Source organism: Acinetobacter sp. YH12039 (genome assembly GCF_013420015.1).
Taxonomy (GTDB): domain Bacteria; phylum Pseudomonadota; class Gammaproteobacteria; order Pseudomonadales; family Moraxellaceae; genus Acinetobacter; species Acinetobacter amyesii.
Map to the genome: position 1 here is coordinate 1 of NZ_VOZA01000022.1, position 13,016 is coordinate 13,016.

15 protein-coding genes and 2 pseudogenes are annotated in these 13,016 nt (G+C 38.4%); 7 read left to right on the top strand and 10 right to left on the bottom strand.

The features are described from left to right. On the top strand, nucleotides 1–272 hold a 272-nt coding region (locus FTT98_RS10375), incomplete at its 5' end, for an integrase core domain-containing protein (protein WP_151830707.1). A gap of 204 nt (nucleotides 273–476) precedes the next feature. On the opposite strand, the gene FTT98_RS10380 is transcribed toward FTT98_RS10375, so the two are convergent. The 4 genes and pseudogenes from FTT98_RS10380 to FTT98_RS10395 all read right to left on the bottom strand — a co-directional run. Then, nucleotides 477–689, bottom strand: a complete 213-nt coding sequence (locus FTT98_RS10380) for a hypothetical protein (protein ID WP_078193454.1) — start codon at nucleotides 687–689, stop codon at nucleotides 477–479. A gap of 3 nt (nucleotides 690–692) precedes the next feature. Continuing rightward, nucleotides 693–908, bottom strand: coding sequence for a cold-shock protein (locus FTT98_RS10385; RefSeq protein WP_067766972.1), 216 nt, complete (start codon nucleotides 906–908; stop codon nucleotides 693–695). 125 nt (nucleotides 909–1,033) lie between these two features. Next, nucleotides 1,034–1,255: a transposase gene (locus FTT98_RS10390; RefSeq protein WP_067766975.1), complete on the bottom strand. Its 222-nt coding sequence runs from the start codon at nucleotides 1,253–1,255 to the stop codon at nucleotides 1,034–1,036. Between the two features lie 503 nt (nucleotides 1,256–1,758). Continuing rightward, nucleotides 1,759–2,001, bottom strand: a pseudogene (locus FTT98_RS10395) (IS982 family transposase); the annotation flags it as partial. 232 nt (nucleotides 2,002–2,233) lie between these two features. On the opposite strand from FTT98_RS10395, the pseudogene FTT98_RS10400 reads away from it, so the two are divergent. Then, nucleotides 2,234–3,456, top strand: a pseudogene (locus FTT98_RS10400) (IS256 family transposase). Between the two features lie 159 nt (nucleotides 3,457–3,615). On the opposite strand, the gene FTT98_RS10405 reads toward FTT98_RS10400, so the two are convergent. Next, nucleotides 3,616–3,846 (bottom strand): hypothetical protein, encoded by a 231-nt coding sequence (locus tag FTT98_RS10405; protein ID WP_078190858.1) that lies wholly within the window; start codon nucleotides 3,844–3,846, stop codon nucleotides 3,616–3,618. Nucleotides 3,847–4,080: 234 nt separating this feature from the next. Between FTT98_RS10405 and FTT98_RS10410 the strand changes: the two genes are divergently transcribed. Beyond that, entirely contained in the window at nucleotides 4,081–4,557 is a 477-nt protein-coding gene (locus FTT98_RS10410) for a CinA family protein (protein ID WP_180005558.1), read from the top strand. A gap of 78 nt (nucleotides 4,558–4,635) precedes the next feature. After that, entirely contained in the window at nucleotides 4,636–5,253 is a 618-nt protein-coding gene (locus tag FTT98_RS10415) for an aminotransferase (RefSeq protein ID WP_180005559.1), read from the top strand. A 65-nt stretch (nucleotides 5,254–5,318) separates the two neighbouring features. Here FTT98_RS10415 and prpC read toward each other — a convergent pair whose 3' ends face one another. Next, complete coding sequence (gene prpC, locus FTT98_RS10420) at nucleotides 5,319–6,455, bottom strand: 2-methylcitrate synthase (RefSeq protein ID WP_180005560.1); 1,137 nt, start codon at nucleotides 6,453–6,455, stop codon at nucleotides 5,319–5,321. A gap of 2 nt (nucleotides 6,456–6,457) precedes the next feature. Continuing rightward, nucleotides 6,458–7,342 (bottom strand): methylisocitrate lyase, encoded by an 885-nt coding sequence (prpB, locus tag FTT98_RS10425; protein WP_180177355.1) that lies wholly within the window; start codon nucleotides 7,340–7,342, stop codon nucleotides 6,458–6,460. Nucleotides 7,343–7,581: 239 nt separating this feature from the next. Here prpB and FTT98_RS10430 point away from each other — a divergent pair, with 239 nt between their 5' ends. The 3 genes from FTT98_RS10430 (at nucleotide 7,582) to FTT98_RS10440 (ending at nucleotide 9,834) form a co-directional block, all read left to right on the top strand. Continuing rightward, a complete protein-coding gene (locus tag FTT98_RS10430) occupies nucleotides 7,582–8,235 on the top strand; it encodes a TetR/AcrR family transcriptional regulator (protein WP_180007806.1) in 654 nt (217 codons plus the stop codon). 112 nt (nucleotides 8,236–8,347) lie between these two features. Further along, nucleotides 8,348–9,268, top strand: coding sequence for an ornithine carbamoyltransferase (argF, locus tag FTT98_RS10435; protein WP_078193464.1), 921 nt, complete (start codon nucleotides 8,348–8,350; stop codon nucleotides 9,266–9,268). An 89-nt stretch (nucleotides 9,269–9,357) separates the two neighbouring features. Next, entirely contained in the window at nucleotides 9,358–9,834 is a 477-nt protein-coding gene (locus FTT98_RS10440; RefSeq protein WP_180163452.1) for a hypothetical protein, read from the top strand. A 47-nt stretch (nucleotides 9,835–9,881) separates the two neighbouring features. On the opposite strand, the gene FTT98_RS10445 is transcribed toward FTT98_RS10440, so the two are convergent. The 3 genes from FTT98_RS10445 to clpS all read right to left on the bottom strand — a co-directional run bounded on the left by FTT98_RS10445 (nucleotide 9,882) and on the right by clpS (nucleotide 13,014). Then, the gene (locus FTT98_RS10445) at nucleotides 9,882–10,235 is read right to left on the bottom strand and encodes a YnfA family protein (RefSeq protein WP_180177366.1); all 354 of its coding nucleotides are present in this window, start codon (nucleotides 10,233–10,235) and stop codon (nucleotides 9,882–9,884) included. A 76-nt stretch (nucleotides 10,236–10,311) separates the two neighbouring features. Further along, nucleotides 10,312–12,588, bottom strand: coding sequence for an ATP-dependent Clp protease ATP-binding subunit ClpA (clpA, locus tag FTT98_RS10450; protein WP_180177356.1), 2,277 nt, complete (start codon nucleotides 12,586–12,588; stop codon nucleotides 10,312–10,314). Nucleotides 12,589–12,600: 12 nt separating this feature from the next. Continuing rightward, complete coding sequence (clpS, locus tag FTT98_RS10455; RefSeq protein ID WP_180051274.1) at nucleotides 12,601–13,014, bottom strand: ATP-dependent Clp protease adapter ClpS; 414 nt, start codon at nucleotides 13,012–13,014, stop codon at nucleotides 12,601–12,603. Nucleotides 13,015–13,016: the final 2 nt, after the last annotated feature.

Sequence of the window (13,016 nt, forward strand, 5' to 3'; positions counted from 1 at the left end):
CATTTATTGATGTATTGAAATCAAATGGCATTCAAATCAGTATGGATGGTAAAGGTCGATGGGTTGATAATGTGATGGTTGAACGATTATGGCGGAGCGTTAAATATGAAGAGGTGTATCTCAAAGCCTACAGCAATGTTTTGGATGCGAAGAAGCAATTAAACGCATATTTTGAATTTTATAATTTGAAACGACCTCATTCGAGTCTGGACAAAATGACTCCAGATGAGTTTTACTATGACCAGCTACCACAACAAAATAAGGTAGCTTAACTAGAGCAGAGTATCACTTATAAATAAGCTTTTAGTTGTTCAAACATGTGGGACCACCTCTTTTTCACTGGCTTTAGGTAAAGGCCTGGTGCGTGGTTTCTTTTTGGGACGTATCTTTTTGGTTAGCGCTTTATATACATCAGGCTCCATATTTCACCCAATAAAAAACCTCCCGGAGGAGGTTAATTTAAATGCATGTAAAAATTAAAATAACTTAAATATTTTTCCAGTTTTATCACTGTAGAAATGCATATCAAAGCTAGGCTTAATTATTTCATCATCTATATTTAGATAACGGACGCAATCCCCAAAACTATTTGGCTCATCAGATGACTTTTCGCACATAGCTTCTAGTGTATAGACAGCGCCATGTTGATCAACCACATCTAACATTACTTTGTTTAATAAAGTTTCCATGTATTAGCCATCAATCCCAACGATTTCACTCGCTTGGAAACCACGTTGACCTTTTGATACGCTAAATTGTACACGCTGACCTTCAGCAAGTGATTTGAAACCACCTGAAATGATTTGAGAAAAATGAGCAAAAACTTCTTCGCCGTTATCAGCCGCGATGAAACCGAAGCCTTTAGTATCGTTAAACCACTTAACAGTGCCTGTAGTTAAATTTGACATAATAATTTCCTTTAATAATATTTAATATAGAGTTCTTGAAAAAATTAAGAAAATAAATAATTAATTTATAAATAATTTAATTAAAAAATTTTAGCTCTAAGTTGTTCAGGTTTAAGAGTGAGAGTTTAAAAATACAATTTATATAGTTTATTTAGTTCAGTATAAAAAGATTTACCATCAATATTTAAAGTTAGCTTTTGTCCTGACTCTAGGACAACTTGTTTAGCAACTTCAACTAAAGTTTTACCATTCAAATTGCTTTGAATTTTTTTTAACGGAATAATATTCACACGAATTTCATCGCCGTTAGTTGCTGAAGCAGTAGTCCAGCCGTTAGATATGTTCATTTATTGACTCATATAATGAGCTTTTGTAAACAGAATAGTATTAAAAATAAAACCAACTTTAATTTTGGAGATTGTTCACTTAAGAAAAATTTAAACTTATGATATTTACAGTAGCTATGAAATTTAAGAAAGATAAAAAAAATTAAATTAATATCTTAAAAATAGAATTTAAGGAAAACCCACGGATAGCTGCAGGCTTCCCTTGATCGGCATGATGCGAATTCATGCTATGCGTTAACTGTTTGAATTTGATGCTTGAACATCAGAATGGAGGGAATACGCAATTCCGTTAACAACTCAAACACTACCGTTCCGCTTACGGATTCGATCAAACACACTATATCAAATATTTTAATATATACCTAATGTTATCTCAATTTTATTTATATTTCATAACTTATAAATTAACTTTTTTGTTAGCTAGGCATATTCGGGGCATTAGGATTACAACACTTCATACTAATTTCTAAGTCTAGTTTCGCCTGTGCTTTGTCTGTCATATGGTAACATGGTAAGCTTTTAAACAAATGTCTTTTATCTTCTTTTAACCATGTGAAAAAGGCTTTGAAATTGCTGAAATAAGAACATTTATACCAAATGGCAATAAAGCAGATTTCTGAGATCGTCAGATGAGCACGTCTGATTCTTAAAGAATGGCTATTTTGTTTGAGAAAGTTCCAATAAGTTGCTTCAAATTTAAGAAAGAAATCATCAATTACGCAGAATAATTCGGTACTATTGAACATTAGGACTAGAGTTGTGAGTTTTGTGTGGTAACTCAACTGATGGCTCTAGTCTTCTTATTGTCAAGTTTATTTCTTATCCGCGATTCGGGTTAAATAATATCTGGGGGATTAAATAGCTGTTAGTCGAATAGCGAAGACGACACGATCAAGTGGTCTAAAAGAGACTGTAATTTAAATTGTGTAATTGCCTGAATTTGCTACCTTCATATTCACAACGGAGTCAGGCAATATGATGAACGAACAAAAACTAAAAGACCTTGCAGCAGAATTTGCTAAAGGAATCAAAACAGAAGACGATCTAAACCAATTCACCCGATTGTTGACTAAACTCACTGTTGAAACGGCTCTCAATGCCGGACTTACCGAACATCTCGGACATGAAAAAAATGCCCGTAAATCTGGCTCAAATTCACGCAATGGTTATTCTAGTAAGACTGTACTTAGCGATGATGGGGAGATTGAGATCACCACACCAGGTGATCGTTATGGTACTTTCGAACCTCAGTTGATTAAGAAAATCAGACCCGTATCACGCAAATGGATAACCAGATTCTATCCCTTTATGCCAAAGGTATGACCACCCGTGAAATCGTTGCTACCTTCAAGGAAATGTACGATGCCGATGTATCTCCAACGCTCATTTCCAAGGTGACTGATGCCGTCAATGAGCAGGTTGCTGAATGGCAAAACCGTCCGCTGGATGCAATCTACCCCATCGTTTATATGGACTGTATTGTAGTTAAAGTCCGTCATAATGGCAGTGTCATCAACAAGGCTGTATTCCTTGCCTTAGGCATTAATCTTGATGGACACAAAGAACTGCTCAGCATGTGGATGGCTGAGAATGAAGTTGCCAAGTTCTGACTAAATGTTCTGACTGAGCTGAAAAACCGAGGGTTGCAGGATATTCTGATCGCCTGCCTTGCGAAGCAGCGCTTCTCAGGACTAAAAGGCTTTCCTGATGCCATTAACAGCGTATACCCGCAAACCCACATCCAGCTGTGCATTATCCACATGCTACGCAACAGCTTGAAATACGTGTCATGGAAAGATTACAAGGTGGTCACTCAGGATTTAAAAGCCGTTTATCAATCACCCACTGAAGAGGCAGCCTTGATGGCCCTAGATCAATTTGCCCAAACATGGGATGACAAGTACCCACAGATCAGCAAAAGCTGGCGTACGCATTGGGAGAATCTGAATACCTTCTTTGCTTATCCAGCCGAGATACGCAAAGCCATCTACACTACCAACGCAATCGAGTCATTAAACAGCGTAATACGCCAAGCGATCAAAAAACGTAAAGTCTTTCCAACGGATGATTCTGTACGTAAAGTGATTTACCTGGCCATTGATGCAGCATCTAAAAAGTGGAATATGCCGATTCGCGACTGGCGTTTAGCCATGAGCCGCTTTATTATTGAATTCGGTGACCGCTTAAGCAATCACCTTTAAATTGATGAAAAGCAATTACACAAAATTATTTACATGCTCCATTAAAAATACATATCTCCTTTAAATCTAGACTTATCTAAAGTTTGAATCAGGCAAATACAAAAATACAGTTCCCAACTCAATGAGAACTGTATTATTAATACTACAAATTGATCGAAATTAAACGGCAAGTACTTTCACAATAATGGTTTGCATGTCTTCATTTTCTTCCGCCAAATAAACACGCTTTAACTCTTTGCTTTTCACTTTGAATTGATGATTTTGATACTGAATTACAGCCGGAATTTGATCAAAATACAGGCTATCTGCGTCTAATTCTTCTTGAAAAAGTGGCGTGCCCAATTGATAGTCTAGGCTTTTTAATACTACATATTTAACAGTCGTTTTCATTGAAATAAACCTACTTTTGTTACGCTCTTTATTTTAAGTTTTAACATCGTTTTCCTTCCGAAGAAACCTTTATTTCATATTTTCGTACAGCTTCTAAACAATCACGCTATTTTCGTGAATTCCACAACACACAGTACCAACTTAGACTTTTAGTGAAATTACAGGCGAGCGAAATCAATGCTAAAATTTTAAGAATACTAATGATCATTCACCATTCTACTTTGGGGTAAGCACATGCTTAAACAGTGTTGCGATGCTTTAGAACAAAAATCCATGACTATCGCGTTTATCGAGAGTGCAAGCTCTGGTTATTTATGTAGTCAATTTTCAATTTATAAGAATAGTGGTGCAGATATCTTATTAGGTGGACTAGTGAGCTATGATCCATCAATCAAGCGTGAAATTTTAAAAGTAGATCCTCTACTAATAGAAAAATTTACGGCCGAATCCGCAGAAGTGACTCAAGCGATGGCTGAGCAAGGACAACAACTATTTTTACATGCAGACTTTGTGGTGGCCTGCACTGGATTACTCAAACCTGGTGGCAGTGCAACCGTAGAAAAACCCGAAGGTACATTTTATATTTCAATCTTACATGACCGTCGTATCTATAATTATCATTATTTTATTTTAGGTACGGCTTTAGAACGCCTAGATCAGTTAACTGAAAATGTTGCTCACAGTGTATTAGACATCTTAAATGCAGAATAAAACATACATAATCTTCATATTTAAATATCATTTTGCATCGCATACTGTATTGAGGAATTTACTTATCAGGACAAGAAAATGCAGCTACGTCATTTCAATGCATTCGCAATTAGCACCCTACTGTCCTGCTCTGCTTTCGCGACGGTAGGCGGCCCTCAAACCATTGAGGTTTTAGGTTTTGATAAAAAAGACCAAAAAATCTATTTAATGCGTCATTTTGAAGATGGTCGTGGTCGTTTACCACAATTATATTATTATCAATTAAATAGCCAAAAACCGACGCAATTAATTACAGTGAAGTCTTTATATATTAATCCTAAGACAAAACGGATTGATTACGACCAAGACAGTGCCCAGTTTGATAAAGAAATCGCGAAAATTAAAAAGCGTTTAGCCAAACTAACACCAGTAAATAACAATAATGCCCGAATACAGTTATTAACGACCATGAATGGCACTGCAAAATCTTGGTATGACCCGAATGAAACCATTGATAAATGGACCTATCAATATCGTATTAAAAATTCGCAGTATAAAAGCGCCATACAAAAGGCTGAGACGTATAAAGAAGGTTTAAAAATCTCTAAAACTTATCGTGTAGTGCAAAAGCCTTTTTATTTAGTGACTGTTAAATATCTAGGGATTCCATTTGAAACGGGATATAGCGTCGAAGATCCTGTTTTATTAACCAAATAGATTGTTAACTCAATTAACAAATAATAAAAAAGCCTCTTTTGAGGCTTTTTTATTTCACTTTAAAATTATGCCGCAGAACGCTCTGCAATCGGCACCACTTTACGCAGTTCAGGGCCTGTATAGTCCGCACTTGGGCGAATAATACGATTGTCCGCACGCTGCTCCATTACATGTGCAGCCCAGCCTGTTACACGTGACATTACAAAAATTGGCGTAAACAATTTCGTTGCAATATCCATGAAGTGATAAGCAGATGCATGGAAGAAATCTGCATTACAGAACAGTTTCTTCTCACGCCACATCACTTCTTCACAGCGTACTGATACTGGATAAAGTACCGTATCGCCAACGTCTTTCGCTAGGCGTTCAGACCAAATTTTGATGATGCCATTACGTGGATCATTGTCTTTATAGATCGCATGACCAAAGCCCATGATCTTTTCTTTACGCTCAAGTTTGCCGAGCATTTCACGTTCAGCTTCTTCTGGAGACGTCCAGTTTTCAATCATTTCCATCGCAGCTTCGTTCGCACCGCCATGTAATGGGCCACGTAGTGAACCAATTGCACCTGTGATGCATGAATGCATATCTGACAATGTTGATGCACATACACGCGCTGTGAATGTAGATGCGTTAAACTCATGCTCTGCATACAAAATCAGTGATACGTTCATCACTTGCTCATGCAATTCATTTGGTTTTTCACCACGAAGTAAATGCAAGAATTGAGCGCCAATTGAATCATCATCGGTATTTTCTTCTACACGTACGCCGTCATGGCTGAAACGGTACCAGTAGCAAATGATCGCAGGAAGCGTTGCCAAAATACGATCTGCAACATCTTGTTGTTCATCGAATGATTTTTCAGTTTCAAGGTTACCTAACATTGAAACGCCTGTACGCATCACGTCCATTGGGTGTGAGTCAGCAGGAATACGTTCTAATACTTCTTTCAATGCTTGCGGCAATTGACGCAATGATTTGAGTTTGGCTTTGTATGCTGCTAGTTGTTCTGTTGTTGGCAATTCACCAAAGAAAATCAGGTACGCGACTTCTTCAAACTGACAGTTTTCTGCCAAGTCTTGAACGTCATAACCACGATAGGTTAAGCCCGCACCACTTTTGCCTACAGTTGAAAGTGCAGTTTTACCCGCTACTTGTCCGCGCAGTCCTGCGCCCGTGAGTACTTTTCCTTCAGCCATTTTTATTTTCCTTCGGTGAATAATTTATCTAATGTATTTTCAAATGTGTGATAGTCAAGGAACTCATAAAGTTCTTTTCGTTGTTGCATTTTATCCAGTACATTGACTTGTGTACCGTCATTGCGGATTGCATGCATCACTTCGAGTGCCGCTTTTTGCATTGCACGTGTCGGAGACAATGGATAAAGCACCATTGAAATGCCTTGCTCGCCTAGTTCTTCTTTGGTGTAGTAAGGGGTATCACCAAACTCTGTAATGTTTGCCAGTACAGGTACACCAACAGCGTCGCAGACTGTTTTGTACATGGTGATGTCAGTCATCGCTTCAGCAAAGATCGCATCTGCACCCGCTTCTACACAGGCACATGCACGGTCGATCACTGCTTGCAAACCTTCTTTTTGTAATGCATCTGTACGTGCCATCACCACAAAGTTTGAATCGGTTTTTGCATCGACTGCCGCTTTAATACGGTCAACCATTTCTTGTTGTGACACGATTTCTTTGTTCGGACGGTGTCCGCAGCGTTTTTGTGCCACTTGGTCTTCGATGTGAACTGCTGCTGCACCCGCAGCAATCATTTGTTTCACAGTACGGGCAATATTAAATGCACCGCCCCAACCTGTATCGATATCGACGAGTAATGGCGTATCTACACGTTCAGTAATACGACGAACATCTTCCAAAACATTGTCTAAACTGGTCATGCCTAAGTCAGGTAAACCATATGAATAGTTCGCAACACCTGCACCAGATAAATATATGGCTTTATAGCCAACTTCTTTTGCCATCATTGCTGCATAGGCATTTACTGTGCCAATGATTTGTAATGGTTTTTCGATTTCCAATGCTTGTCTAAATCTTAAGCCTGCAGACGTTTGTTGTGTCATATTCCTTTCCACGGCATTTACTTTAATTTTCGAAGTTTGAGTATATCCATATTTTTTTCCAACTCTATGGCTTTGTAGAATATTAACTCTAAAACTTTAGTCAAATATTTCACTTATCACCTATCTGTTGTTATTCTTTAGTCAAAGATCTCTAATTTATAAGCAAAGCAGAAAAGTACTAATTTTTTTGCTATAATTATCGTCAAATCAGCTCTTTTTTTGTTAAAAATTATCACTTTATGCAAGATTTAATACACATTGAACCTCTAACGCATGACCAGCCACAAACGCGGCGCGGACATGAACGATGTGTTGCGCTTTTAGAAAGTGCTACGGAGCTTTTTTTAAAACGTGGTTTTGATGCAGTTTCATTAGATGACATCGTGAATCATGCAGGTGGTTCAAAAGCGTCAATCTATAAATATTTTGGTAATAAAGACGGATTATTTAAGGCCATTTGTGACTATCGTCGCTGCTTATTTTTCAAAGATATTTGCCTACCATTTACGGTGAGCCCTGACACCGATATTCGTGCTTATCTCATCAATACTTTAAGTGACTTTCATCAGCATATCGTGATGCCTGAAAATGCGGCATTTATGCGGTTAGTCTTAGAACAAACAGGACGTAATCCTGAAATAGCACGTTATATTCATGAGCAAGGCCCAAAACAAATTCAGAACACCGTTGCAGAAATTTTAAATCAAGCGCATCAACACGGTTTGCTGTATTGTGAAAACCCGTTGTTTTCGGCTCAGTTTTATTTTGGAATTTTGCGTAATTTAGAATGGCGCGTTCTCATGGGCATCAGCATTGATGAAAATGATCAAGAAACCATCAATTACATCAGTTATTGCGTCGATCGTTTCCTAGACGGTCACCAAAAGCGCTAGATTTTTTGCAATTTACCTCTCTTATAGTATATTAATCGATTCCTTTTTCTCTAACCAACCAACAACTAATTGTTGTTTTGTTCTTTGATTCAGCAATTATTGTGGAGTAACAATGGCTCTACGTCACTTTCTAACTTTACGCGATTTATCGACTTTAGAACTTAACCAAATTGTACAGCGCGGTATCGAACTCAAGCGCAAACAGCATAACAATGAAGTTTTCCAACCTTTCGTTGGTAAAGTCATGGGCATGATTTTTGAGAAATCGAGCACCCGTACACGTGTATCGTTTGAAGCAGGAATGAGCCAATTTGGTGGTAGTGCAATTTTCCTTTCATCTCGCGACTCTCAATTAGGTCGTGGCGAGCCAGTAGAAGATTCTGCACGCGTGATTTCAAGCATGCTTGATATTGTGATGATTCGTACTTTTGGTCATGACATTGTTGAACGTTTTGCTTCTTATTCAAAAGTTCCTGTCATCAATGCATTAACAGATGATCACCACCCTTGCCAATTACTTGCCGATGTTCAAACATTCGTTGAACACCGTGGTTCTATTGAAGGTAAAACTGTTGCTTGGATTGGTGATGGCAACAATATGTGTAACTCATATATTGAAGCGGCTCATATGTGGGGCTTTAAATTAAAAATCGCTGCACCTAAGGGCTATGAACCTAAAGCAGAATTTTTATCTGAATTTGCACACTGTGTTGAACTTGTTGATTCTGCAGAAGATGCTGCAGTTAATGCAGATTTAATCGTGACAGATGTTTGGGCAAGTATGGGCCAAGAAGAAGAACAAAAAATTCGTGAAAAAGCGTTTGCAGATTATCAAGTGAATGAACGCCTGATGGATCTTGCTCACGCTGACTGCTTATTTATGCACTGCTTGCCTGCGCATCGTGGCGAAGAAATTTCTGAAAATATGCTTGACCACAAAAATGCAGTGGTTTGGGATGAAGCTGAAAATCGCTTACATGCACAAAAAGCACTTGTTGAATTTTTAATTAACGAAAATCTTAAAAAAGACTAAGGTTTTACTTAGATAAAAAAGCACCTTCGGGTGCTTTTTTTGTTTTTGCATGCTTTAATAAACCATAACTTTTATAAGTGATTAAGATTATGCGTTTAAAAAATATTTGCTTATTGGCTCTTGGATTGAGCTTATCTACTTTTAGCTTTGCTGGTGAACCAAGTGAATTAGATCAATACTTGGTGAAAAATCAGATTTTAGATAGCAATTTTAAAATTAAAAATAAAACAGCTTTAAACGAAATACTGGCTGCCATTAGTGACGAGGACTCTCGTACTCTTCCTTATCAAGTTGACCAAAATGTGTTGATGGAAAAAATGGAAGTTTCAGCAGATAAAATAGAAATCGAAGGAATTATCACCACACCTGACTTTACACAATTTGCAGAATCAGTGGGTCAACAGCAAGTCAAACAACTGATCAAAAAGAATTCTCTACAAAATTGTGAATTGCTATTTGAGCATCAATTTCAACGTGTAAATCCATATGTATTGGAAATGGATTTATCTTCACCTCAACAGAAATACGAAATAAAAATCCACAACGCTGAATGTAAATTTAAATAAAAATCTGATTTCTTACAGCTCCTGGTTTAACTTCTGCAATATTAAACTTAACGAATTAAACCTTGAGGCTGTAATGCAATCACAGCTGCACCTACCAATACAATGACACCACCTAGCATATCCCAACGTGTTAGAGTTACGTGATCGACAAAACGCAACCACAGTAATGCAGAGAAAATGTAGATTCCGCCATAGGCTGCATAAATGCGACCCGAAGCTGCTGGATGCAAAGTCAATAACCAAACAAATGCAGCCAATGCAAGGGCTGTTGGAATCCATAACCACTGCGATTTTTGCTGATTTAAAATCAAATATGGGAAGTAACAGCCTAAAATTTCCATCAATGCTGTTAGTGCAAATAAACCGAAAGTGGTCAGCACTTTTGTTAATGATACGTCCATCATTGAGAAATCCAAATCTAGCGTTGAATAAATATAAAAAACCCGTGCAAGCACGGGTTTTTGTTAATTAAATTGATTAAGCAGGTTCAGCGGTTTGGTCTTCAAACACTTCGAGTTTTAAGCCCACTGCTTTGCCATTTTCTTTCTTCACTGAAACAGCAACATTGCCGCCATGTTCCGCAAGCTCACCAAACAAAATCATTTCAGCAAGCGGTTTTTTCAAATGCTCTTGGATTAAACGCTGCATTGGACGAGCGCCCATCAAGCGATCGTATCCTTGCTCGGCCATCCATTCGCGTGCATCTTGATCGACTTCAAGAACCACTTTCTTGTCATCTAACTGTGCCTGAAGCTCTGTTAAGAACTTATCAACCACACTTTCAATGACCGTTGTTGGCAATGCTTTAAATTGAATTACACCATCTAAACGGTTACGGAACTCTGGAGAGAAGGCTTTTTTCATCGCGTCTTGGTTGTCATTACTGTTGTCTTGGTCCATGAAACCAATGCTCACTCGTGAAATTGATTCTGCACCAATATTCGTAGTCAGTACTAACACGACGTTACGAAAGTCAGATTTACGACCATTGTTGTCCGTTAATGAACCATGATCCATAATTTGAAGTAACAAATTAAAGACATCTGGATGCGCTTTCTCAATTTCGTCTAGTAAAAGTACGCAATGCGGATTTTTATGAATCGCGTCGGTCAACAAACCTCCTTGATCAAAACCTACATAACCCGGAGGCGCACCAATTAAACGAGATACGGCATGACGTTCCATGTATTCAGACATATCGAAACGCACAAGTTCAACGCCTAACAATTTTGCCAATTGCTTAGTGACTTCAGTTTTACCCACGCCTGTAGGACCAGCAAATACAAAATTACCCACTGGCTTATCTGGCGCTTTTAGACCTGCACGAGATAATTTAATCGCAGATGCAAGCGCTTCAATCGCTTCATCTTGACCAAACACCACACGTTTCAGATCACGCTCTAGATTTTCAAGAACGCTCTTGTCATCTGTAGAGACAGTTTTCGGTGGAATACGCGCAATTTTCGAAACGATATCTTCAATGTTTTCAACTGAAATGACTGTATCATCTTGCTCAGCTTTTAAACGACGCTGTGCACCCGCCTCATCAATCACATCAATGGCTTTATCAGGCAAGAAACGATCATTGATAAATTTCGCAGATAGTTCTACCGCAGAAACCAACGCTTGATCTTCGTATTTCACATGATGGAATTCTTCAAATTTGCCTTTTAAGCCACGCAGAATATCAATCGTTTCTGAAATAGATGGTTCATTGACATCAATTTTTTGGAAACGACGAGATAATGCATGATCTTTTTCAAAAACTTGACGATATTCTTGGAAAGTCGTTGAACCGATACAACGTAAAGTACCATTCGCCAAAGCTGGTTTGATGAGGTTCGATGCATCCATCGTGCTGCCCATACTTGAGCCTGCACCGATGATCATATGAATTTCATCAATAAATAAAATAGCTTCGGGCTTTTTCTTCAATGCATTTAGCAGTTGTTTTAAACGCTTTTCAAAATCACCACGGTATTTAGTTCCTGCAACTAAAGCACCAATGTCTAAACTAAATACTTCTGCATTTTCAAGCGGTTTAGGAGCTTTGCCATTTACAATGAGCCAAGCCAAACCTTCAGCAATCGAAGTTTTACCTACACCCGGATCACCCACCAAAAGTGGGTTATTTTTACGGCGACGGCATAGAATTTGAGCTGTACGTTCAATCTCTTTTTCACGACCAATCAGTGGATCTGTTTTGCCTTTTTGAGCTTCAACATTCAGATTGGTCGTATATAGCTCTAATGGGCCAGAATTTGAAGACGTGGTGTTTTCACCATCGAGCTCTTCGATTTCTTCTTCGGCTTGGACTTCGTCTTTACGTGTGCCATGAGACAAATACTGCGTTAATGTCAAACGGTTGATTTGATGGCGTTTAAGTAAATACACCGCAAATGAATCACGCTCTGAATACATCGCAACTAAAATGTCTGCACCTTCTACAGTGCGGTCATTACCACTCGATTGCACATGGAAAATTGCACGTTGTAAAATGCGATCAAAACTTTCTGTAGGATGTGGTGCTTGATCGCTGTTTTCGCCAAGCTTAGGGGTATGTTGTTCTACGTATTCTTCAAGTTCTTTGCGAAGCACAATAATGTCTGCGCCACATGCTTTCAATGCATTAACAGCGGAATCATTATCCAGTAAAGCCAATAATAAATGTTCTACCGTCAAAAATTCATGTCTCTTTTGACGAGCCATGCTGACAGCCAAACGTAGTGATACTTCTAATTGACGACTGAGCATGTAATCCCCTTATTAATCTTTTGGCTCAATCTGACAAAGTAATGGATGACTTTGCGACCGAGCGTAATTATTGACCTGATTTGCTTTAGTCTCTGCGATGTCTCGCGGATAAACCCCTGCAACACCCTTTCCTTCATAATGTACAGTTAGCATTACTTGAGTGGCTTGGTCAAGATTCAAAGCAAAGTATTGTTGTAAAATTTCAATTACAAAGTCCATTGGAGTGTAATCATCGTTCATTAAAACGACAGCATACATAGGAGGACGCTTTAACTCAGGTGGCGCAGTCAATACTTGAATGTCTGAATCACCATCATCCTGCATACCTTGGCTGAGAGTCGGGTTTAGATGCCAGTCCACTAAACCAGATTGGTAAAATGAATTTTTAATGTCAGATAAACACGTTTGACGCTTATTGGTTCGCATAG

Excerpts from the sequence above, each read along its gene's own strand:
- FTT98_RS10380 (WP_078193454.1), bottom strand. The coding sequence starts at position 689 with ATGGAAACTTTATTAAACAAAGTAATGTTAGATGTGGTTGATCAACAT.
- FTT98_RS10410 (WP_180005558.1), top strand. The coding sequence starts at position 4,081 with ATGCTTAAACAGTGTTGCGATGCTTTAGAACAAAAATCCATGACTATC.
- FTT98_RS10440 (WP_180163452.1), top strand. The coding sequence starts at position 9,358 with ATGCGTTTAAAAAATATTTGCTTATTGGCTCTTGGATTGAGCTTATCT.
- FTT98_RS10445 (WP_180177366.1), bottom strand. The coding sequence starts at position 10,235 with ATGGACGTATCATTAACAAAAGTGCTGACCACTTTCGGTTTATTTGCA.
- FTT98_RS10415 (WP_180005559.1), top strand. The coding sequence starts at position 4,636 with ATGCAGCTACGTCATTTCAATGCATTCGCAATTAGCACCCTACTGTCC.
- FTT98_RS10405 (WP_078190858.1), bottom strand. The coding sequence starts at position 3,846 with ATGAAAACGACTGTTAAATATGTAGTATTAAAAAGCCTAGACTATCAA.
- FTT98_RS10430 (WP_180007806.1), top strand. The coding sequence starts at position 7,582 with ATGCAAGATTTAATACACATTGAACCTCTAACGCATGACCAGCCACAA.
- prpB (WP_180177355.1), bottom strand. The coding sequence starts at position 7,342 with ATGACACAACAAACGTCTGCAGGCTTAAGATTTAGACAAGCATTGGAA.
- clpA (WP_180177356.1), bottom strand. The coding sequence starts at position 12,588 with ATGCTCAGTCGTCAATTAGAAGTATCACTACGTTTGGCTGTCAGCATG.
- clpS (WP_180051274.1), bottom strand. The coding sequence starts at position 13,014 with ATGCGAACCAATAAGCGTCAAACGTGTTTATCTGACATTAAAAATTCA.
- FTT98_RS10390 (WP_067766975.1), bottom strand. The coding sequence starts at position 1,255 with ATGAACATATCTAACGGCTGGACTACTGCTTCAGCAACTAACGGCGAT.
- FTT98_RS10385 (WP_067766972.1), bottom strand. The coding sequence starts at position 908 with ATGTCAAATTTAACTACAGGCACTGTTAAGTGGTTTAACGATACTAAA.
- prpC (WP_180005560.1), bottom strand. The coding sequence starts at position 6,455 with ATGGCTGAAGGAAAAGTACTCACGGGCGCAGGACTGCGCGGACAAGTA.
- argF (WP_078193464.1), top strand. The coding sequence starts at position 8,348 with ATGGCTCTACGTCACTTTCTAACTTTACGCGATTTATCGACTTTAGAA.